We start from the raw sequence: 19852 nt of genomic DNA on the forward strand, positions 1-19852 counted from the left end.
GGGTGAGCGCGACCTGGACCGACCACCTCTGGTTCGCGCTCGGGCTGCTGGTCGTGGCCGGCCTCACGGTCGGTCTCGGCCGGTGGGCACGGGTCGGGCTGGGGTGGCTGCCGGTCACGGCGCTGGTGCGAGCGATCGTCCAGCTCACCGTGGTCGCGCTGCTGCTGCGCGGGGTGCTGGAGGCGCCGTGGACGGTGCTGGCGTTCCTGGCGCTGATGGCGACGACGGCCTCGGTCACCGCGGGCGGCCGGCTGCGCGAGCTGCGCCACGGACGACGCATCGCCGCGGTCGGCGTCGTGGCCGGGGCGACGACGGCGCTCGCCGTCGTGCTCGCCCTGCGGCTGGTCGAGGTCGACGCCCGCACCCTCGTCGCGGTCGCCGGCATCGTCGTCGGCAGCACGATGACGGCCGCGACGCTCTCGGGCCGGCACTTCCTGCACGACAGCCGACAGCGCCGCGACGAGGTCGAGGCCTGGTTCGCGCTCGGCGCGACGCCGTCCCGAGCCCACGACGAGGTGGGCCGCCAGGCAGTGCGCGAGTCGCTGATCCCGAACCTCGACCAGACCCGCTCGACCGGCCTGGTCACCCTGCCCGGCGCCTTCGTCGGCGCGCTCTTCGGCGGCGCAGACCCGGTCGAGGCGGCCCAGTTCCAGCTCGTGGTGCTGGCCGCGCTCGGGCTGTCGATGATGACCACCGCGGTGATCGTCACCCGCCTCGCCGGCCGGACGCCGTTCCTCGCCCCGGTGGAGTCCGAGGCGTCACGAGCGCGCCGGTAGCCCGCGGTCGGGGTGGACGGCGGGCCGCTGACAGCACGCGCCGGGTAGTCCGGTCCCTGGTCGCCCTTCGACGACAGCTCGAGGTCGACCAGGAACCGGAGCATCCCCGCTCAGGGCGTGGCCAGCCCCGCAGCCGGGCTGACCCGCGCGGCCCGGCGGGCGGGGAGCAGGCAGGCCAGGAGGCCGGCGACCGCGGAGACGGCGACGACGGCGCCGAGCTGCCCGAGCGGCAGCACCAGCGGGACGTCGTCGACGGCGGTCTTGACCATCGTCTCGACGCCGACCCAGGCGAAGGCCACGCCGATCGCGGTGCCGAGCACGGTCGCGACCACCGAGAGCAGTACCGACTCCATCGCCAGGGTGGCCCGCAGCTGGCGTCGGGTCAGGCCGATGGCCCGCAGCAGCGCGTGCTCGCGGCCGCGCTCGAGCACCGAGAGCCCGAGGGTGTTGGCGATGCCCACGAGGGCGATCACGACGGCGATGCCGAGCAGGCCGACCACGGCGGCGGTGACGACGTCGAGCTGCTGGTCGACGGCGGCGCGGTTCGCGAGGCCGTTGTCGACCGTGCCGCCCGCCGACTGCGTGGCGGCCTGCAGGTCGGCCTCGAGCAGCTCGGGGTCGGCGCCGTCCGCGGCCCGGACCCACAGGGCGCGGGTCTCGGGCGCGTCGGTCAGGCGGGCCAACGTGCGGGGGGTGACCAGGGCGACGTCGCCGAACGCCTCGGTGCCGACGACCTCGAGGTCGACCGCACGGTCGGCGGCGCCGTCGGCCGGGACCAGGCGCGTGCGCAGCTCGCCCGCGAGCCCGAGGGGCAGCAGCACCTGGTCGTCGGTGGGCAACCGGGTGACGTCGCGCAGCGTGGAGGTGTCGTCGACGGCGACCACGGTGACCTCGCCCAGCTCGGGCACCGTCACCGTGGTGCCACGCAGTGCGCTCACCCGCTCGACCTGGTCGCTGTCGCGGACCAGCGCCACGGCGTCGTCGCCGATCGGCGTCGTGGCCGTCGCGGTGGCGTCGACCGGGTGCTGCTCGTCCATCTCGGTCGCCAGGGCCCCGCGCGAGCTGGCCATCCCGGTGAGGACCGCGGTGGTGAGCGTGACGCCGACCAGCAGCGAGGCCGCCGTGGTGGCGGTGCGCTTCGGGTGGCGGCCGGCGTTGCCGGCGGCGAGCCGCGCGGGGGCGCCGCCGATCGCGGCGGCGACCCGGCCGACGACCGAGAGCAGGCCGGGCACGAGCCAGGGCCCGAGCACCAGGACGGCGGCGAACGTCGCCACGCCGCCGGCCAGCATCGCGGGCAGCACCTGCCCGAGCACGGCGACGGCCAGCAGGCCGAGCCCACCGACGAGCAGCAGGGCTCCGAGCGCGAGTCGCAGGCGACCTGCCGTCGAGCGCGCGTCGACGCCCGCATCGGGCCGCAGGGCCGAGAGCGGGTCGGCGCGGGTCGCCGACCGGGTCGGGAGCCACGAGGCGAGCAGCGTGACGACGAGGCCGACGGCCAGGGCGCCGACCATCCAGGCCGGCGCGACCGTCGCCTCGCCCAGGCGCGACTCGGGCCAGCGCGCCGAGATGACCGCGACCAGGCCCCGTCCGCCGAGCCAGCCGACGACGATGCCGGTCGCCGAGGCGACGATGCCGAGCACGAGTGCCTCGGCGCGGATCGAGCGCAGCAGCTGGCGCCGGGTGGCGCCGACACAGCGCAGCAGGGCGAGGTCGTGCCGGCGCTGGGCGAAGAGGATCGCGAAGGTGTTGGCGATGACGATCACCGCGACGACGCCGGCGATGGTGGCGAACAGCAGCAGCATCATCGTGATGACGTCGACGCCGCTGTTCACCTCCTGCTGCAGGTCGGCGACGTAGGCGTCGCGGTCGTGCACCTCGGCGTCCGGCGCCAGGCGTGTCGCCGTCGCGGCGTCCCCGACCCAGGCGACGCTCTCGACGTAGAGGCGGTCGGCGAACGGGGCGAGGTCGGGCCAGGTCACGTAGACGTCGGCGGCGACGAGCGGGGACGGCGCGTCGGCGATGCCCGTGACGACGACCTGTCGGGCGGCGTCGCCCGCACCGAGGTCGAGGGTGTCGCCGACGGCGAGGTCGTGACGTCGGGCGGTCGAGGCCTCGACGAGCGCCTGGCCGGCACCGCTGGGGTAGGTGCCCTCGGTGAGCTCCTGCCAGCGCAGGGGGTCGCCGGTGACGACCTGGGCGATCTCGGTGTCGCGCCCGAAGGGGTCGTCGCCGTGGCGCACCGGCTCCTGGGTCCAGCCGAGCACCGAGGCGGCGGTGCCGGCGGGCGCCTGCTCGACCAGGCGCGAGACCTGCTCGGGGTCGTAGACCTCGAGGACGACGTCGGCGTCGGCGAACGGGGCGCCGACGCCGGCCGTGAGGCCGTCACGCGTGGCCGAGCTGAGCGCGGCGGTCACGACGACGAACGCGACGCTGATGACGACGGCCAGCGCGGCCGAGACGTAGCGGCGGGTGTGGGTGCGCAGCGAGGCGAGCAGCACGGTCCTCATCGGCGGCCGGCCAGGGTCTCGACGAGCTGGTCGCGGGACGGGTCGACCAGGTGGGCCCGGATGCTGCCGTCGGCGAGCACGACGACGTCGTCGGCGTAGGCGGCGGCCTCGACCTCGTGGGTGACCATGACGACCGTCTGCCCGAGCTCGCGCACCGAGCGGCGCAGGAAGCCGAGCACCTCGGCGGACGCCGTCGAGTCGAGGTTGCCGGTGGGCTCGTCGGCGAAGACGATTGCCGGCTGTGCGGCGAGGGCGCGGGCGATCGCGACCCGCTGCTGCTGACCGCCGGAGAGCTCGCTCGGGCGGTGACCGAGCCGGTCGCGGATGCCGAGCACGTCGACGACGGCGTCGACGTGACCACGCGCGGCAGCGACGGCCCGTCGTCCGGAGAGCTCGAGCGGGAGCAGGATGTTCTGCTCGGCCGTCAGCATCGGCAGCAGGTTGAACGCCTGGAAGACGAAGCCGAGGTGCTCGCGGCGGAAGAGGGTGAGGGCGGTGTCGTCGAGCCCGGCGAGCTCGCGGCCGGCCACGGTGACCGAGCCGCCCGTCGGGGTGTCGAGGCCGGCGAGGCAGTGCATCAGCGTCGACTTGCCGGATCCGGAGGGGCCCATCACGGCGGTCAGGCGGCCGGCGGGCAGGTCGAGGTCGACGCCGCGCAGGGCGTGCACGACCGGTTCGGCGCGGTCGGCGCGGCCGTAGGTGCGGGCGAGGCCACGGGCGCTCGCGGCGACGCCGGTCGCCGGGCCGGCCGGCCGGGACGGGTCGGTGGTCATGGTCGGGAGGGGGTGGGACGTCATGGAGGGAACGCTAGGAATCCGACCCCCTCCGGGTCGTCAGGCGACGGGATGGTCCCGGCGTCATCCCGTCGGTGGACGCGCCCCTCGCCGTCGGGGACCGCGTACCGTTAACCTGGCCCAGGTGACCCCGCTGTCTGGGCTGGTCGCCCGGGTGCGGCAGCGAGTGGTCCGCGAGGTCGAGAACCGTCGGTCGACCCCGGCTGCAGCGCAGTCGCCCGTGCCGACTCCTCGATCCAGCGGTCCACGGCGCTACGTGCTCGTGGTGACGTACGGCCGTTCCGGATCGACCCTCGTGCAGGGGCTGCTCAACACGCTGCCCCGCACCCTCGTGCGCGGCGAGAGCAACCTGTGGCTGCTGCACCACTTCCGCGCGTGGCAGAAGGTGCGCGAGTTCCGCGCCCTGCACCTGCGGCACAACCCGCGCGCCGCCCAGTCGGCGTTCTACGGGCTGCAGCACGTGCGCCCGAAGGCGATGGTGCAGAGCACGCGGCTGCTGGCGCTCGACTCGCTGCTCGGCGACGAGGAGCGCGAGGACGTCGACGTCCTCGGGTTCAAGGAGGTGACGTGGCACCGCGCCACGACCGCCGAGCACGCCGAGCTCGCCGACTACCTCGACCGGGTCTTCCCCGGCTGCCTCTACGTGCTCAACGGCCGCGACCACGAGCACCTCTACGGCTCCGGGTTCTGGAAGGGCAGCGACCGCACCTCGGTCGATGCGAAGATCCGCCGCACCGAGCAGCTGCAGGAGCACCTGCGCACCAGCCGGCCCGATCGCACCCTCGACGTCCGCTACGAACGGCTCACCAGCGCCGACCCGGACGTCGTCGACACCGAGCTCACCGCGATCGCCGAGTTCGTGCACGGGTCCTGCCCGGCCGAGCTGCTCGACGCCTTGCGCACGACGCTCCGGGTCGGGCACGGGCCGTACCCGTTCGGTACCTCGCGTCGCGACTAGTCGGTGAAGCTGACGCCGGTCAGCTGCAGCGACAGGTCCCACAGCCGCGCCGCCGCGACCTGGTCGCGCAGCGGCTTCCACAGCGGGGTCGTCGACGGCGGGCCGCCGACGTGGCCCGGCCAACCGGGTGCGTGGAGGACGCTGTCGTCGGCCGGCTCGGCGGTCGCCGCGACCAGCGCCGGCAGCGGCGCCGTCTCGACCGTGCCGACCACCAGGCCCCGCTTCGAGAGCCAGCGGATCATCCGCACCTCGCGGGTGTCGCCGTCGCGGCCGACCTCGGGACGGGCGGCCAGCAGGCTGGTCGGCGCGACACCGGGGTGCGCGACGACGCTGTTGATTCCCCACCCCAGGGTCCGGCTGCGGCGGGCGAGCTCGTAGCCGAACAGCCCGCACGCGAGCTTGGAGTGGCCGTAGGAGCGCATCACGTCGTAGTCGCGCGCGCCGTCCGGGTCGTCCCACAGGATCGAGGCGCGGCGCGCGGCGATGCTCGTCTGCGACACGACCCGCCCCTGGCCGGCACGCAGCAACGGCAGCAGGTGGGCGGTAAGGGCCACGTGACCGAGGTGGTTGGTGCCCCACTGCAGCTCGAAGCCGTCGGCCGTCGTCTGCCGCTCGGGCGGCGTCATCACGCCGGCGTTGTTGACGAGCAGGTGCACGGGCCGGCCGTCGTCGCGCAGGGTCTGGCCGAGCGCGGCGACGGAGTCGAGCGACGACAGGTCCAACGAGCGGAGCTCCAGCGTCGCCGCGGGGTGCTGCTCGCGGATGCGGGCCGCGGCGGCCTCGCCCTTGGTCGGGTTGCGTACCGGCATGACGACCTCGGCGCCGGCCGCGGCGAGGCGGCGGGCGATGCCGAGGCCGACGCCGTCGCTGGCGCCGGTGACCACCGCCCGGCGTCCGGTCAGGTCGGGCAGGGAGGTGTCGTGTCGTCGAGGCATGCCACCACCGTGCCCCGTTCGCGGCCCCGGAGCCACGGCCTGCCGATCCGTGGCTGCGCAGGCCGGCGACGGGCGCCGACTACGGTCGACGAGGTGCTCGTTCGTCGTGGTCTCGTGCTGCTCGTGCTCCCGGTCCTCCTCGGCTGCGCCGCCGAACCGTCACCCGACACCCCGCCGCCGTCCTCACCCGGCCCGACGAGCCCGAGCGGGTCGGCCGGCTCGGCGCCACCCGCGAGCCCCGCCGACGTCGCCGCCCGGCTCCGGGCCCTGGAGCGGGAGTTCGCCGCCCGGGTCGGGGTCAGCGTCGTGGACACCGGCGGCGGCCCCGGGACGTCGTACCGCGGCGGCGCCCGATTCGGCCACGCCTCGACGATCAAGGCGTTCGCCGCGGCCGCCTTCCTGCGCCTCGTGCCGGAGGCCGAGCGTGGTGAGGTCGTGCGCTGGACGGCGGCCGACCTGGCCGAGGCCGGCTACGCGCCGGTCACCGAGCAGCACCTCGACGCCGGGCTGCCGCTCGAGCGCCTCGCCGAAGCCGCCGTCCGCGAGAGCGACAACCTGGCCTACAACCTCGTGCTCGAGCGCATCGGCGGCCCGCCGGTGCTCGACGACGAGCTCGCGCGGCTCGGCGACGACGTCACCGAGGTCGTCTCGTTCGAGGACGAGCTCAACGACATCGAGCCCGGCAGCACCGCCGACACCACCACCGCCGACGCGTTCGCCGGCGCCCTGGCCGACCTCGTCACCGGTGAGCACCTCGCCGGGGCCGACCGCGCCCTGCTGCTCGACTGGATGAGCGGCAACGTCACCGGCGACGCGTTGATCCGGGCGGGGGCACCCGACGGGTGGGACGTCGCCGACAAGTCCGGCGGCGCGGGCGGCCTGCGCAACGACGTCGCGGTCGTCACGCCGCCGGACGACGAGCCGCTGGTCGTCGTCGTGCTCACCGAGAAGCGCGACCCGGACGCCGACTACGACGACGCACTCGTGGCCCGGGTGGCCGAGGTCGTGCTGGGCTGACCAAGGTCGTCGTCGGCGCGACGACGCACGGTCAGGGCGCCGCGCGGTCGAGCAGGCTGAGTGCGGTGTCCTCGATCGTGTCGGCCACGGCGCGGGGCGCGAAGCCCAGGACGTCGCGGGCGCGCGCGGTGTCGATCTCGGGCCGCGGCACCTCGCCGCCCGCGGCCTCCCGCGTCGGTGCCGCCGCGGCCCGGGCGCCGAGCCGCTCGCGGAGCACGTCGGCGATGTCGAGCATGGTGACGGTGCCGGCGGTCAGCACGAACCGGCGTCCGGCGGCCGCAGGTCTCGTCATCGCCCGCACGTGCATCTCGGCGACGTCGCGCACGTCGACGACGCCGAACGCGGCCCGCGGTGCCTCGGGCAGGTGGCCGTCGAGCATGGCCCGGACGATCCCGGCCGACGTCCCGACGTCGGGACCGAGGACCGGTCCGAAGATGCCCGTGGGGTTGAGCACGGTCAGGACGGGACCGCCGAGCGTGGCGACGAGGTCCCACGCGGCCCGCTCGGCGACCGCCTTCGACCTGACGTAGGGCTCGAGGTCCGGGGTCGGGTCGGTCCAGTCCTCCTCGGTGTAGCGGTGCCCCGCGCGGACGGGGTAGCCGACGGCGGCGAACGACGACGTCATCACGACGCGCTCGACGCCGCTCGCGTGCGCGGCGCGGATCACCCGCAGGGCACCGTCGCGCGCCGGCACGATCACCTCGTCGGGGTCGTCGGGCTGGGTCGCGGGGAACGGCGAGGCGACGTGGAGGACGAACCGGCACCCCGCCGTCGCCTCCACCCAACCGCGGTCGTGGGAGAGATCGGCCTCGACGACCTCGACGCGCGGGTCGAGATGGCCGGCACGCGCGGTGCTGCGGACCGTCGTCCGGACCTCGTGGCCGTGGCGCGGCAGTGCGGCGACCGTGTGCCCACCGAGGTAGCCGGTGCCTCCGGTCACCAGGACGCGGCCGCTCACAGCCGGGCCGCCAGCGCGCGCAGCCGCTCGGTGGCTCGTTGTTCGGCATCGGGGTCACCGTGCTCGCGAGCGCCCCACAGGGCGACCTTCTGCTGCAGGTACTCCAGGCGCACCTGCAGCGACGCGATCTCGTCGGCGACCCGGGACACGTGGCTCTCGAACAGCTCACGCTGACGGGGCGCGGCGGCGCGGCCCTCAGCCATGGCGGAGCGGTAGGTGCGCATGTCGTCGATGCCCATGCCAGTCGCACGGAGACAGGCCAGGGCCTCGGCGGTCTGCACCGTGTCGTCGTCGTAGACCCGGTGCCCGCTGGTCCGGTCGCGGGGGACGGCGTCGATCAGCCCCACCCGCTCGTAGTAGCGCAGGGTCGGGACGGACAGGCCGGTGAGCCGCGACGCCTGCTGGATGGTGAACGTCTCGCTCATCACGCCAGTGTGCGCGGGGTGAAGCGCTTGAGGTCAAGGCCCGGATCGCGCCGGCGTGCCGGCTCAGTGGGCCATGTCGACGAAGCGCGAGTAGTGACCCTGGAAGGCGACGGTGATGTCGCGGGTGGCGCCGTTGCGGTGCTTGACCACGAGCAGGTCGGCCTCGCCGGGGCGGGTCGACTCCTTCTCGTAGACGTCGTCACGGTGCAGCAGGATGACCATGTCGGCGTCCTGCTCGATCGAGCCCGACTCGCGCAGGTCGCTCATCATCGGGCGCTTGTCGCCGCGCTGCTCGGGGCCACGGTTGAGCTGCGAGAGCGCGATGATCGGCAGCTCGAGCTCCTTCGCGAGCAGCTTGATCTGCCGGGAGAACTCCGAGACCTCGAGCTGGCGCGACTCGACCTTCTTGCCCGAGCTCATCAGCTGCAGGTAGTCGATGACGATGAGCTTGAGGTCGTGGCGCTGCTTGAGCCGGCGCGCCTTGGCCCGGATCTCCATCATCGTCATGTTGGGGCTGTCGTCGATGAACATCGGCGCCGAGCTGACCTTGGCCATGTGGCGGGCGAGCTTGTCCCAGTCGCCCTCCTGCATGTTGCCGTTGCGGATGTGGTTGAGCGGGATCTTCGCCTCGGCCGAGAGCAGGCGCATCGTGATCTCGGAGCGCGTCATCTCGAGGCTGAAGAAGGCGCTGGTGAGGTTGTTGGCGATGGACGCCGAGCGGCACAGGTCGAGGGCGAAGGTCGACTTACCCATGGCCGGTCGCGCCGCGATGATGATCATCTGGCCGGAGTGGAGACCGTTGGTGAGGTCGTCGAGGTCGGCGAAGCCGGTGGGCACGCCGTAGAGGCCGGCCTCGCGGTTGGAGATGGCCTCGATCTCGTCGAGGACGCCCTCCATGATGTCGCTCAGCGGTGCGTAGTCGTCGGAGCTGCGCTTGTCGGTGATCTGGTAGATCTCGGCCTGCGCCCGGTTGACGACGTCGTCGATCTGGCCCTCGCCGGCGTAGCCGAACTGGGCGATGCGGGTGCCGGCGTCGACCAGGCGCCGCAGGATCGACTTCTCGTGGACGATCTGGGCGTAGTACTCGGCGTTGGCCGCGATGGGCACGTTGGCCGCGAGCGTGTGGAGGTAGGCGGCGCCGCCGACCTTGGCCAGCTCGCCGCTGCGCTGCAGCTCGGCGGCGACGGTGATCATGTCGACCGGCTCGCCGCGACCGAACAGGTCGATGATCGCGTCGTGGATGATCTCGTGGCTCGGCCGGTAGAAGTCGGTGCCGCGGAGCACCTCGGAGACCTCGGCGACGGCGTCCTTGGAGATCAGCATCGAGCCGAGCACCGACTGCTCGGCGGCCATGTCCTGGGGCGGGGTGCGACCCTCGGGCGATCGCGGCGCGTCACCCGGTGCGTAGGGCGCCGGGCCGTCGCCCCAGGGGTCGCTGGGGCCGTCGTAGTCGGACTCGGCGAGACTCAACGCAGGCTCTCCCTGGAGATCGGCGGGACGGCGGTCGGGAGCGGGTGTCCCGATCGTGCAGGTGGGGTCCGAACCAATGCCCGAGCCGGCCCGCCCGAGCAACGTACGGCGCCGGACGGCGCCGGCGACAGCGGCCTGTCCACAGGGGCTGGGGATAACCCGGCACGGCCCGTGGACGACACGCGAGGCGATGTGCACAGCCTGGGGAGTGCCCTGTGGACACGGATGGGAGAAGTCGGGGCAGAAGCGCTCTGACCTGCGACGATGCCGCACACACGGTGTGGAGGGAAATCCCCGGCGGGATTTCTCCGTTCACCGGGTGGTCACCTCGGCGTGTCCCGGACGTTTGTCGACAATGACCGTTCTCGCACGCGTCATCCACAGGGTGTGCTAGTTATCCACCGTCCGTCGGCGCAGCCCGCCGTACCCGCCGAGCGACGCCGTGACTACCGTGCCCGTCGTGGGCTGGAGGATGCGGACGATCGACCGGGAGATCCTGCGGCTCGCCGGTCCGGCGTTCCTCGCCCTGGTCGCCGAGCCCCTCTTCCTGCTCTCCGACGCCGCCGTCGTCGGCCATCTCGGCACGGGCGAGCTGGCCGGCCTCGGCATCGCCGCCGCGGTGCTGCAGACCGCGGTCGGGCTGTGCGTCTTCCTCGCCTACGGGACGACGGCCGGCGTGGCCCGGCTGCTCGGTGCCGACGACCTGCGCGGGGCGCTCAGGCTCGGCCTCGACGGCATCTGGCTCGCGGTCGCGATCGGCACCGTCACCACCGTCGCCGGCGTGCTGCTCACCGGCCCGCTCGTCGCGCTGTTCGGCGTCGACGGCGAGGTGCGCGACTTCGCCGTGACCTACCTGCGCATCGCCTTCCTCGGCGTCGTCCCGCTGCTGGTGATGCTCGCCGCGACCGGCGTGCTGCGCGGCCTGCAGGACGTGCGCACGCCGCTCTACGTCGCCGTGGGCGGCAACGCGGCCAACATCGTGCTCAACGTGGTGCTCGTCTACGGCGTCGGGCCGGTCGACGGGCTCGGCATCGCCGGCTCGGCCTGGGGCTCGGTCGTCGCGCAGGTCGGCTCGGCCGTCGCGCTCACCTGGGTCGTCGTCCGCGGCGCCCGACGGCACGGCGCGTCGCTGCGACCCGACCTCGGCGGGGTGCGCGCCGCGGCCCGGGCCGGGGTCGCGCTCGTCGTCCGGACGCTGACGCTGCGGATCGCGTTCCTGGTGACGACGTACGCCGTCGCGCTCGGCTCGGGCGGCGGTGCCGACGAGATCGCCACGCACCAGCTCGCGATGACGCTCTGGACGCTCCTGGCCTTCGTGCTCGACGCGATCGCCATTGCCGCCCAGGCGATCACCGGTCGCTCGCTCGGCGCCGCCGACGTCGAGGGCACCCTCGCCCTCACCCGCCGGATGGTCAGGTGGGGCTGGGTGAGCGGTGTCGTCACCGGGGTGCTGCTGGCCGCGACCAGCCCGCTGCTCGGGCACCTGTTCACCAGCGACCCCGACGTGCCCGGCCTGTTGTGGCCGGTGCTGGTGGTCGCGGCGATCGGCCAGCCGGTCGCCGGTGTGGTCTTCGTCCTCGACGGCGTGCTCATCGGGGCCGGCGACGGCCGCTACCTGGCGTGGGCCGGGGTCGGGGTCGCGCTGGTCTACACCCCGGTCACGCTGGTGGCCGCCTCGGCCGGGGCCGGGCTGGTGGTGCTGTGGGTGCTGCTGTCCGGGCTGTTCATGGGCGGGCGCCTGGTCACGCTGGTGCACCGCTCACGGGGCGACGCCTGGCTGCGCACCGGCCCTAGGGTGGCGACGTGAGACCGCTGCAGTCCGTCGCGATGGGCATGGTCATCATCCTGCTCGTCGCCCCCGTGGGCGGTTTCGACGTCTTGGCCGACCCGGTCGGTTGGCTGCTCGTGCTGCTCGGGCTGCGCGCGCTGCCGCCCGAGGTCGAGCTGCGCGGCACCCTGCTCGTGCTCGGTGGCCTGGCCCTGCTGGTCTCGGTGCCGCTGTGGGTGCCCGACGTCGTCGAGGCGCTGGACGACGCCGACGAGTCGATCGCCTGGGCGCTCAACCTGCCGCAGCTCGGCTGCTTCGCGCTGCTCGCGCTCGCGCTGCTGCGCGCCGCCGAGGCGGCCGGCGACCGGACTGCGCGCACCTGGTGGGGCGTCGTCGTGGTCGGGCTCGGCGCCGTCGTCGTGCTGCCGGTGCTGATCTTCGGCGCCGGGCTCGACGACCTCGAGGGCCTGGCCGGGGCGCTCGTGGCGCTCGTACCGCTCACGATGGTGGTGCTGCTGTTCGTCTGCTCGGGGCGGGACTGGGCCGGGGCTGGTGCCGGGGGCCGGACGCACGAAGGCCGCCCCGGCTGAACCGGGACGGCCTCGCGTGTGGAGCGGTGGAGCGGGTGCGTCAGGCGGGGATGACGTTGAGGGCCACGGCGGCCGAGACGTCGTCGTGCAGCTTGACGGTGATGTTGTGGGCACCAAGCGCCTTGATGGGGCTCGTGACCACGATGGTGCGCTTGTCGACGCTCTCACCAGCGACCTCGGCCAGCGCGTCGGCGAGGTCGGTGATGGTGACGGTGCCGAACAGGCGGCCGTTGGCGCCCGAGCGGACCTTGACGTCGACCGGAGCGGCCTCGAGCTTCGCCTTGATCTGCGCGGCGTGGTCGAGGTCGCGCACCGAGCGGCTGGCGCGGGCGGCCTTGATCGAGTCGACCTGCTTCTGGCCGCCGCGGGTCCAGCGGACCGCGACGTTGCGCGGGAGCAGGTAGTTGCGGCCGTAGCCGTCCTTGACCTCGACGATGTCGCCGGGCGAACCGAGGCCCTCGACCTCCTGGGTGAGGATGATCTTCATTGGTGTCTCCCCTCTCAGCGACCGGTCGAGGTGTAGGGCAGCAGCGCGAGCTCGCGCGCGTTCTTGACCGCGATGGCCACGTCGCGCTGGTGCTGGACGCAGTTGCCGGTCACGCGACGCGCGCGGATCTTGCCGCGGTCGGAGATGAACTTGCGGAGCAGGGTGGTGTCCTTGTAGTCGACACCGGTCGCCTTCTCCTTGCAGAACTGGCAAACCTTCTTCTTCGGCTTGCGGATCACTGCCTTGGCCATTGTGGTGCTTCCTTCCTAGAAGCCCGGCTCGCGCCGGAATGGTTGAGGGTGGATGGGATGGGTTGAGCTGCGGACCAGCTCAGGAGTGCTCGAGGCTCAGAACGGGGGCTCGTCGCCGCCGACGCCGGGTGCGGCCCACGGGTCGTTGGCCGGGGGGCGTCCGCCACCCTGACCGCCGCCCTGACCGCCCTGGCCGCCGCCGTAGCCGCCGCCACCGCCGCCCTGCGGAGCCGGGGAGGCCCACGGGTCGTCCTGCGGGGCGCCGCCGCCGCCGGAGTAGCCGCCCTGACCGCCCTGACCGCCGCCCTGACCACCGCCGTAGCCGCCACCGCCGCCGGAGCGACCGGCGCGGACGACCTTGGCCGTGGCCCAGCGCAGCGAGGGACCGATCTCGTCGACGTCGATCTCGAAGTTGGTCCGCTTGTTGCCGTCGCGGTCCTCCCACGTGCGGGCCCGCATGCGGCCCTGGACGATGACCCGAGCGCCCTTCTGGAGCGACTCGGCGACGTTCTCGGCCGCCTGGCGCCAGATGGAGCAGCGCAGGAACATGGCCTCGCCGTCCTCCCACTCGTTGGTCGTCTTGTTCAACGTGCGGGGCGTGGAGGCAACGGTGAAGTTGGCCACCGCGGCGCCGGAGGGGGTGAAACGGAGCTCCGGGTCGTCGGTGATGTTGCCGACCACGGTGATGACGGTCTCGCCTGCCATGTCAGGTCTCCTAGAGGTGCACTCGTGCTGGTCCGGTGGTGTCGGTGCTCATCGTTGCGCGAGCCACCGACATGAGGAAGCGGTCCTCCACAGGGAACGACCGCAGACTCGCTGATCCGAGGGGATCAGTGAGCCTCGGGACGCATCACCTTGGTGCGCAGGATGGACTCGTTGAGCCCGAGCTGGCGGTCGAACTCCTTGACCGTGGCCGGCTCGGCCTGCAGGTTGATGACGGCGTAGATGCCCTCGGCGTTCTTCTTGATCTCGTAGGCGAGGCGACGACGGCCCCAGACCTCGACGTTGTCGACCGTGCCGCCATCGTTGCGGATGACGTTGAGGTACTTGTCGAGCGACGGCTGGACCGTCCGCTCCTCAAGGCTCGGGTCGAGGATGACCATCACTTCATAGGCACGCACAGCGGTCTCCACCTCCTGTGGACTCAACGGCCACGGTCTCTCCGTGGCAGGAGGGCTGTACAACATCGTCCGGCCGAAGACGCCCGTCGGTGGGCGCGTGGCGCGGACAGGTCAGGGTAACGCCCCGCGCGCGGCGGGACGAAAACCGTGCGGGGACGCCGTCAGCCGGCGTCGGGGAAGAGCACCGGGTTCTCGGCCGCGGTCTCGCCGTCGAGGCCGAGCTGCAGGACGGCGTTGAGCCCGTCGGCGCCGGTGGGCACCTCGAGCGGCACGCGGATGCAGGTGGCGCGCTCGTCGCCCTGCCACGACTCCTGCAGGGAGTCGATGCGGGTGCCGTCGGTGCCGTAGACGTCGATCGAGATCGGCAGCCCGGCGGGGACGCCCTCGAGCGTGAACTCGGCGAGCACCTGGTCGCCGCCGGTGACGCCCGGCAGGCTCTGCGGCGTCTCGACCGAGCTGGTGCCGGTGCACGAGCCGCTGGTCGAGGAGTCGGCGAGGTTCCAGCCGTTGGCGACGGCGGTGGCGTCGACCGGCAGGCCGGGGTCGGTGGGCAGGTCGTCGAGGTAGGGCGAGACGTAGTCGGGGTCGCCACCGGCCCGGGCGATCTCGAGCACGTCGGCGGCCAGGTTGACCGGCACGATCAGGGCGGAGCCCTGGGTGATCGAGCCGGCGTCGACCGACGACGCGGTGATGACGCGAGTGTTGAGACCGATGATCTCGCCGGCCTGGTTGATCGACGGCCCGCCCGAGTTGCCCGAGCCGAGCCGGACGTCGCTGTCGATCGAGCCGCGCTCGGTGCCGACGACGGGGTCGGCCTGGAACGTCGAGACGACGCCCTCGGTGACGGTGAGCGGGCGGTCGCCCTGCGCCATCACGTTGCCGATGGCGGGGTAGCCGAGGGCGATGATGCGGTCTCCCGTGCGCAGCTCGTCGCTGTCGCCGATGGGCAGCGGCGCGGGCAGCTCGTCGGCCAGCGTGTCGGGCTCGACCTCGCCGCCCTCGATGTCGGAGACGATCTGCAGGACGGCGATGTCGAGGTAGCCGTCGGAGACGATCGGCTCGGCGCGGTAGGCCGCGGTGGCCGGCTCGTCGTCGTCGCCGCTGGTGAGCGAGACGGCCAGGAAGTCGGGCTCCTCCTCGCTCGAGCCCTGGCCGGGCGCGTTGGGGTCGCCGACGTGGGCGTTGGTGAGGATCAGCCCGGTGTCGCTGATGACCGAGCCGGAGCCCGACCACATCACGTTGCCGCTGGAGTCGACGGCCTGCAGGAGCACCGCCGCGGCCTTCGCCCGGTCGAGCGCCGCGGCGCGCTCGGCCTCGGTGTCGCCGCCCTGACCGCCCTGCGGCCCGGCGACCGGCTCGGTCTTCTCGTCGCCGGTGAGGGCGATCGCGGCGAACGTGATGCCGGTGGCGGCGACGAGGGTGGCGACGGCGGCCGCGACGACGCCGATCGTGCGGCGGCGCTTGCGACTGCGGATGCTGGCCGAGGCCTGGCCGGCCGCGACGACGGGCACGACCTCGAGCTCGTAGCCGGCCGTGGGGTGGCCGAGGCTGATCTCGGTGGGCTCGTCGATGCGGTAGGAGGTGACGCGCTCGCCGTCGACGAAGGTGCCGGACGTCGACCGGTCGACCCACCACCAGCCGTCGTGGCGGGGCTCGACGACGGCGTGCAGCCGCGAGACGGCCTGGTCGTCGGCGTGCACCTCGAGCGAGGGGTCGCGGCCCACGCGGACCGGCATGCCGCCGGGGAAGCGCAGGTCGCCGCCCACGCGCCGGCGGACCAGCAGGCCGGGGCCGCCGGGCGCGGGCAGGCCGCCGAAGGCGACGCCGTCGACGATGGTCTGGTCGAGCAGGGCGTTGACCGGCGGGTGCCCGGCGACCGGGCCGCCCATCTGGATCGGTGCGGTCGGGACGACGGGCGGGGGCGGCACCGCGGGCGCCCCGGTGACGGTGACGAAGACCTGGAAGGCCAGGCCCTGCGAGCCCAGGCCGACGGTGGTGGAGCCGGTGAGCGGGGCACGGTCGACGCGGCGTCCGTCGATCCAGGTGCCGAGGCTGCTGCCGACGTCGATGACCTCCCAGCCCTCGCCGAACGCCCGGATCTCGGCGTGCCGCCGCGAGACCGACGGGTCGCTCACCACGATGTCGGCGCCCTCGTCGCGGCCGATGCGGAAGACGCGTTGGCCGTCGGTGGGGCCGGCGGTCCAGGTGCGGTCGCCCGCCTGGATGCGGATGCTGGTCATGGAGGCTCCCGGGGGAGTAGGGCGTGGCCGGTCTGCCCGAGGCGGCGGCACAAGGTTAAGGGGTTCTGCCCGGCGGCGCAGGGCTCACACCCCTGGACGGCTCGTTGTCGGTGCCGGTTCCTACAGTGTCGCCATGAGCCCCAGCACGATCGCCATCGGCGCGCACGTCGAGCAGACCGACCCCCTCGCCGAGGCCGCCGCACGCCAGGCGCCGCTCGTGCAGTTCTTCCTCGGTGACCCGCAGGGCTACCGGGGCCCCGAGGTCCACTACGCCGGCGGCGCCGAGGGCCTCAGGGCCGATGCCGAGGCGGCGGGCGTCGACCTCTACGTGCACGCGCCCTACATCGTCAACGTGGCCACCACGAACAATCGCATCCGCATCCCCAGCCGCAAGCTGCTGCAGCAGCACGTCGACGCCGCCGCCTCGATCGGCGCCAAGGGCCTGATCGTGCACGGCGGTCACGTCAACAAGGCCGACGACCCCGAGAAGGGGTTCGACAACTGGCGCAAGGCGATCGACGCCACCGACCTCAAGCTGCCGCTGCTCATCGAGAACACCGCCGGCGGCGACAACGCCATGACCCGCTACCTCGAGCGCATCGGGCGGGTCTGGGACGCCATCTCCTCGTGCGAGCAGGCCGACCTGGTCGGCTTCTGCCTCGACACCTGCCACGCCCACGCCGGCGGCAACGCCCTCGAGACCGTCGTCGACGACGTCCGCGCGATCACGGGTCGCATCGACCTCGTGCACTGCAACGACAGCCGCGACGCGTTCGACTCCGGCGCCGACCGGCACGCCAACTTCGGCGCCGGCACGATCGACCCCGACCTGCTCGCCTCCGTCGTCCGCGACGCCGGCGCGCCCGTGGTGTGCGAGACGCCGGGCGGCGCCGAGGAGCACGCGGCCGACTTCGCCTGGTTGCAGGCTCGCCTCTGACGTCGTCGCCCCCACGCTGATCGAGGTGCGAGGTCGCCCGCGACCTCGCCTCGAGATCACCGGCCCTCCGTACCCAGGCCCATGGTCGGGGGGGGTCTCGAGGCTCCTCGCAGAGCTCGTCGCACCTCGACCAGCGTCAGGCGGCGCCGACGAGGGCGGCCCACAGGGCGCCGGTGGCCGCCATCGCGGCGAGCAGCAGGGCCACGATCACGATCGCAGCGGGGACCGGGTCGTGGTGGTTCGTGGTGTTCATGGCTCCAGCCTGGCTCGCGCGCGCCCGCGATCCATCAGCCTGCGGGACGGACCCGGGTGGAGATCGCCGGTACCCCGGGCTGACCCGGTCGGTACCCGGGGCCACCGGGTGGAGGGCCCGCCCGGGGGCCGCGGGGGTCCCGGCTAGCCTCGTGCGGGTGAGCTTCGACGTGCGCGTGACCTCGGCCGACGAGCACCTCGCGTTCATCGACTCGAGGCGCTCGGCCAGCTTCCTGCAGACCCCGGCATGGGGCGCGGTGAAGGCGGAGTGGCGCCACGAGTCGATCGGCTGGTTCGCCTCCGGGTCGTCGGACGGCGTCCAGGTCGGCGCGGCGCTGGTGCTCTACCGCCAGCTGCCGAAGGTCAAGCGCTACCTGGCCTACCTGCCCGAGGGCCCGCTGCTCGACTGGGCCAGCGACGACCTCGGGGCGCTCCTGCGACCCATGGCCGCCCACCTGAAGAAGCAGGGCGCGTTCGGCGTCCGCATCGGCCCGCCCGTCGTCACCCGCCGCTGGGACACCGCGAGCATCAAGGCCGGCCTCGCCGACGCTGATGTCAGGCGCCTCGACGAGGTCGCCCCCACCGAGCGCGACGCCACGGGCGCCCGCGTGGTGACCCAGCTGAGCGAGCTCGGCTGGCGTCCGCAGGTCGTCGAGGGCGGGTTCGCGGCCGGTCAGCCGCGCCACGTCTTCCAGGTGCCGCTCGCCGGCCGGGGCGAGGACGACGTGCTCAAGGGCATGAACCAGCTCTGGCGCCGCAACATCAAGAAGGCCGCCAAGGAGGGTGTCGAGGTCACCTGCGTCGACGGCGCCGACGTCACCGACGCCGAGCTGCGCGCCTTCCACGACCTCTACGTGCACACCGCCGAGCGCGACCGGTTCACCCCGCGGCCGCTGCCCTACTTCCGCACCATGGTCGACGCCCTCGGCGCCGAGTCGCCCGACCGCATCCGCCTGTGGTTCGCCCGACACGACGGCGACCTGGTCGCCGCGACGATCGCGATCCGCGTCGGCGCGCACTCCTGGTACTCCTACGGGGCGTCGTCCACGGCCAAACGCGAGGTGCGCGGCTCCAACGCCGTCCAGTGGGCGATGATGCGCGACGCGATCGCCGCGGGCGCCGACGTCTACGACCTGCGCGGCATCACCGACACGCTCGACACCGACGACGCCCACGCGGGCCTCATCCAGTTCAAGGTCGGCACCGGCGGCGAGGCCGTCGAGTACGCCGGCGAGTGGGACCTGCCGCTCAACCGCGCGGTCTACAAGGCGTTCACCCTCTACATGGGACGGCGGTGACCCCGCGATGAGCCTGACCCTCACCGTCGACGGCCCCCGCTGGCGCTCCCACCTGCGCGCGGTCGCCGACGCGACGCCGGGGCTGGTGCCCGTCGTCAAGGGCAACGGCTACGGGTTCACGCCGGGCCGCCTGGCCCGCAGGAGCGAGTGGCTCGGCGTCGACACCATCGCCGTCGGCACCTACGAGGAGCTGCCCGAGGTCGCCTCGCGCTTCGACGGGTCGTTGCTGGTGCTCACCCCGTGGCGGCCGTGGCAGCCCGACCTCGAGCCCGCGCTCGCCGCCCGGGTGATCCACACGATCGGCCGGGTCGACGACGTCGACGCGCTGCTCACCCGCCAGCCCGGCTCCCGCATCGTGCTCGAGCTGCTCACCTCGATGCAGCGCCACGGGTTCAGCGCTCGCGGGCTCTGGGACGCAGCCGAGCACCTGCGCGGGCGCCGCGCCCGCCTCGAGGGACTCGCGCTCCACCTGCCGCTCGCCCAGGGCTCCCACCTCGGCGAGGTGCGCCGGTTGCTCAACGACGCCGTCGGGGCCGGGCTCGACGGCCTCGACACGGTCTGGGTCAGCCACCTCACCGACACCGAGCTCGCCACGCTCCGCGCGCAGTACGCCGACTTCACCATCCGCCCGCGCACCGGCACCGGCCTGTGGCTCGGCGACCGCGGCGCGCTGTCGGTGACCGCGACCGTGCTCGACGTGCACGCCGTCGACCGGGGCGAGACGTTCGGCTACCGCGGTCGCAGCGCCCCGAAGTCCGGCCACCTGCTCGTCGTGAGCGGCGGCACGGCCCACGGCATCGGCCTCGAGGCGCCCACAGGGGACTCCTCGATGAAGGCCCGCGCCGCCACCCTGGCCCGGGGCGGCCTCGACGCCGTCGGCTTCGTGCGCTCGCCGTTCTCGATCGACGGCAAGCAGCGGCTGTTCGCCGAGCCGCCGCACATGCAGGCCTCGATGCTGTTCCTGCCGTCCGGCGCCCGGGTGCCCGACGTCGGCGAGACCGTCGACGTCCGGGTGCGCTACACCGCCACCCACTTCGACCGCATCGTGGTCACCTGAGGTCCGGCGAC

At 73.6% G+C, this 19852-nt stretch carries 19 protein-coding genes; 8 read left to right on the forward strand and 11 right to left on the reverse strand.

Features of this window, described 5'->3' with window-relative positions; all coding sequences use genetic code 11:
• The first annotated feature begins 2 nt into the window (after positions 1-2).
• Positions 3-776 carry an ABC transporter permease gene (locus ABFT23_RS02390; RefSeq protein ID WP_347892304.1) on the forward strand — a complete coding sequence of 258 codons (774 nt, stop codon included), beginning with the start codon at positions 3-5 and terminating at the stop codon, positions 774-776.
• 110 nt (positions 777-886) lie between these two features.
• Here the strand turns inward: ABFT23_RS02390 and ABFT23_RS02395 are convergent, their stop codons facing one another.
• Together ABFT23_RS02395 and ABFT23_RS02400 are read right to left on the reverse strand one after the other, a co-directional pair.
• Positions 887-3283, reverse strand: coding sequence for an ABC transporter permease (locus ABFT23_RS02395; protein ID WP_347892306.1), 2397 nt, complete (start codon positions 3281-3283; stop codon positions 887-889).
• Positions 3280-4080, reverse strand: a complete 801-nt coding sequence (locus ABFT23_RS02400; RefSeq protein WP_347892308.1) for an ABC transporter ATP-binding protein — start codon at positions 4078-4080, stop codon at positions 3280-3282. The genes ABFT23_RS02395 and ABFT23_RS02400 overlap by 4 nt, the downstream gene beginning before the upstream one ends.
• 121 nt (positions 4081-4201) lie before the next feature.
• Here ABFT23_RS02400 and ABFT23_RS02405 point away from each other — a divergent pair, with 121 nt between their 5' ends.
• Positions 4202-5035 carry a sulfotransferase gene (locus ABFT23_RS02405; RefSeq protein WP_347892310.1) on the forward strand — a complete coding sequence of 278 codons (834 nt, stop codon included), beginning with the start codon at positions 4202-4204 and terminating at the stop codon, positions 5033-5035.
• Here the strand turns inward: ABFT23_RS02405 and ABFT23_RS02410 are convergent.
• A complete protein-coding gene (locus ABFT23_RS02410; RefSeq protein WP_347892312.1) occupies positions 5032-5970 on the reverse strand; it encodes an SDR family oxidoreductase in 939 nt (312 codons plus the stop codon). The two genes, ABFT23_RS02405 and ABFT23_RS02410, sit on opposite strands and share 4 nt — an antisense overlap.
• 93 nt (positions 5971-6063) lie before the next feature.
• On the opposite strand from ABFT23_RS02410, the gene bla reads away from it, so the two are divergent.
• Positions 6064-6987, forward strand: coding sequence for a class A beta-lactamase (bla, locus tag ABFT23_RS02415; RefSeq protein WP_347892314.1), 924 nt, complete (start codon positions 6064-6066; stop codon positions 6985-6987).
• Positions 6988-7018: 31 nt separating this feature from the next.
• Here bla and ABFT23_RS02420 read toward each other — a convergent pair whose 3' ends face one another.
• The 3 genes from ABFT23_RS02420 to dnaB form a co-directional block, all read right to left on the reverse strand.
• Complete coding sequence (locus ABFT23_RS02420; protein WP_347892316.1) at positions 7019-7927, reverse strand: NAD-dependent epimerase/dehydratase family protein; 909 nt, start codon at positions 7925-7927, stop codon at positions 7019-7021.
• Between the two features lie 14 nt (positions 7928-7941).
• A complete protein-coding gene (locus tag ABFT23_RS02425; RefSeq protein WP_347892318.1) occupies positions 7942-8370 on the reverse strand; it encodes a MerR family transcriptional regulator in 429 nt (142 codons plus the stop codon).
• 63 nt (positions 8371-8433) lie between these two features.
• The gene (dnaB, locus tag ABFT23_RS02430) at positions 8434-9840 is read right to left on the reverse strand and encodes a replicative DNA helicase (protein WP_347892320.1); all 1407 of its coding nucleotides are present in this window, start codon (positions 9838-9840) and stop codon (positions 8434-8436) included.
• 472 nt (positions 9841-10312) lie between these two features.
• On the opposite strand from dnaB, the gene ABFT23_RS02435 reads away from it, so the two are divergent.
• Both ABFT23_RS02435 and ABFT23_RS02440 read left to right on the forward strand, forming a co-directional pair.
• Complete coding sequence (locus ABFT23_RS02435; RefSeq protein WP_347893038.1) at positions 10313-11647, forward strand: MATE family efflux transporter; 1335 nt, start codon at positions 10313-10315, stop codon at positions 11645-11647.
• A complete protein-coding gene (locus ABFT23_RS02440; RefSeq protein WP_347892322.1) occupies positions 11644-12198 on the forward strand; it encodes a hypothetical protein in 555 nt (184 codons plus the stop codon). Before ABFT23_RS02435 ends, ABFT23_RS02440 begins: the two co-directional genes overlap by 4 nt.
• A gap of 40 nt (positions 12199-12238) precedes the next feature.
• Here ABFT23_RS02440 and rplI read toward each other — a convergent pair whose 3' ends face one another.
• The 5 genes from rplI to ABFT23_RS02465 all read right to left on the reverse strand — a co-directional run bounded on the left by rplI (position 12239) and on the right by ABFT23_RS02465 (position 16297).
• Complete coding sequence (gene rplI / locus ABFT23_RS02445) at positions 12239-12685, reverse strand: 50S ribosomal protein L9 (RefSeq protein WP_347892324.1); 447 nt, start codon at positions 12683-12685, stop codon at positions 12239-12241.
• Between the two features lie 14 nt (positions 12686-12699).
• Complete coding sequence (rpsR, locus tag ABFT23_RS02450) at positions 12700-12936, reverse strand: 30S ribosomal protein S18 (RefSeq protein ID WP_057322350.1); 237 nt, start codon at positions 12934-12936, stop codon at positions 12700-12702.
• 96 nt (positions 12937-13032) lie between these two features.
• Positions 13033-13641, reverse strand: coding sequence for a single-stranded DNA-binding protein (locus ABFT23_RS02455; protein ID WP_347892326.1), 609 nt, complete (start codon positions 13639-13641; stop codon positions 13033-13035).
• Positions 13642-13766: 125 nt separating this feature from the next.
• Positions 13767-14057 (reverse strand): 30S ribosomal protein S6, encoded by a 291-nt coding sequence (gene rpsF, locus ABFT23_RS02460; RefSeq protein ID WP_347892328.1) that lies wholly within the window; start codon positions 14055-14057, stop codon positions 13767-13769.
• Between the two features lie 161 nt (positions 14058-14218).
• Positions 14219-16297 carry an FHA domain-containing protein gene (locus tag ABFT23_RS02465; protein ID WP_347892329.1) on the reverse strand — a complete coding sequence of 693 codons (2079 nt, stop codon included), beginning with the start codon at positions 16295-16297 and terminating at the stop codon, positions 14219-14221.
• A gap of 133 nt (positions 16298-16430) precedes the next feature.
• Here ABFT23_RS02465 and ABFT23_RS02470 point away from each other — a divergent pair, with 133 nt between their 5' ends.
• The 3 genes from ABFT23_RS02470 to ABFT23_RS02480 all read left to right on the forward strand — a co-directional run bounded on the left by ABFT23_RS02470 (position 16431) and on the right by ABFT23_RS02480 (position 19841).
• Positions 16431-17234: a deoxyribonuclease IV gene (locus tag ABFT23_RS02470; RefSeq protein ID WP_347892330.1), complete on the forward strand. Its 804-nt coding sequence runs from the start codon at positions 16431-16433 to the stop codon at positions 17232-17234.
• A 410-nt stretch (positions 17235-17644) separates the two neighbouring features.
• The gene (locus ABFT23_RS02475) at positions 17645-18784 is read left to right on the forward strand and encodes a lipid II:glycine glycyltransferase FemX (RefSeq protein WP_347892331.1); all 1140 of its coding nucleotides are present in this window, start codon (positions 17645-17647) and stop codon (positions 18782-18784) included.
• A 7-nt stretch (positions 18785-18791) separates the two neighbouring features.
• Entirely contained in the window at positions 18792-19841 is a 1050-nt protein-coding gene (locus tag ABFT23_RS02480) for an alanine racemase (RefSeq protein WP_347892333.1), read from the forward strand.
• The last annotated feature ends 11 nt before the right edge of the window (positions 19842-19852 follow it).

The organism is Nocardioides secundeburneus, from assembly GCF_039939255.1.
Classification (GTDB): Bacteria; Actinomycetota; Actinomycetes; order Propionibacteriales; family Nocardioidaceae; genus Nocardioides.

Bases quoted from the DNA above. Each gene is read 5' to 3' on its own strand.
- ABFT23_RS02395 (WP_347892306.1), bottom strand. From the start codon at position 3,283: ATGAGGACCGTGCTGCTCGCCTCGCTGCGCACCCACACCCGCCGCTAC.
- ABFT23_RS02400 (WP_347892308.1), bottom strand. From the start codon at position 4,080: ATGACGTCCCACCCCCTCCCGACCATGACCACCGACCCGTCCCGGCCG.
- ABFT23_RS02410 (WP_347892312.1), bottom strand. From the start codon at position 5,970: ATGCCTCGACGACACGACACCTCCCTGCCCGACCTGACCGGACGCCGG.
- ABFT23_RS02425 (WP_347892318.1), bottom strand. From the start codon at position 8,370: ATGAGCGAGACGTTCACCATCCAGCAGGCGTCGCGGCTCACCGGCCTG.
- ABFT23_RS02435 (WP_347893038.1), top strand. From the start codon at position 10,313: ATGCGGACGATCGACCGGGAGATCCTGCGGCTCGCCGGTCCGGCGTTC.
- rplI (WP_347892324.1), bottom strand. From the start codon at position 12,685: ATGAAGATCATCCTCACCCAGGAGGTCGAGGGCCTCGGTTCGCCCGGC.
- rpsR (WP_057322350.1), bottom strand. From the start codon at position 12,936: ATGGCCAAGGCAGTGATCCGCAAGCCGAAGAAGAAGGTTTGCCAGTTC.
- ABFT23_RS02455 (WP_347892326.1), bottom strand. From the start codon at position 13,641: ATGGCAGGCGAGACCGTCATCACCGTGGTCGGCAACATCACCGACGAC.
- ABFT23_RS02465 (WP_347892329.1), bottom strand. From the start codon at position 16,297: ATGACCAGCATCCGCATCCAGGCGGGCGACCGCACCTGGACCGCCGGC.
- ABFT23_RS02470 (WP_347892330.1), top strand. From the start codon at position 16,431: ATGAGCCCCAGCACGATCGCCATCGGCGCGCACGTCGAGCAGACCGAC.
- ABFT23_RS02480 (WP_347892333.1), top strand. From the start codon at position 18,792: ATGAGCCTGACCCTCACCGTCGACGGCCCCCGCTGGCGCTCCCACCTG.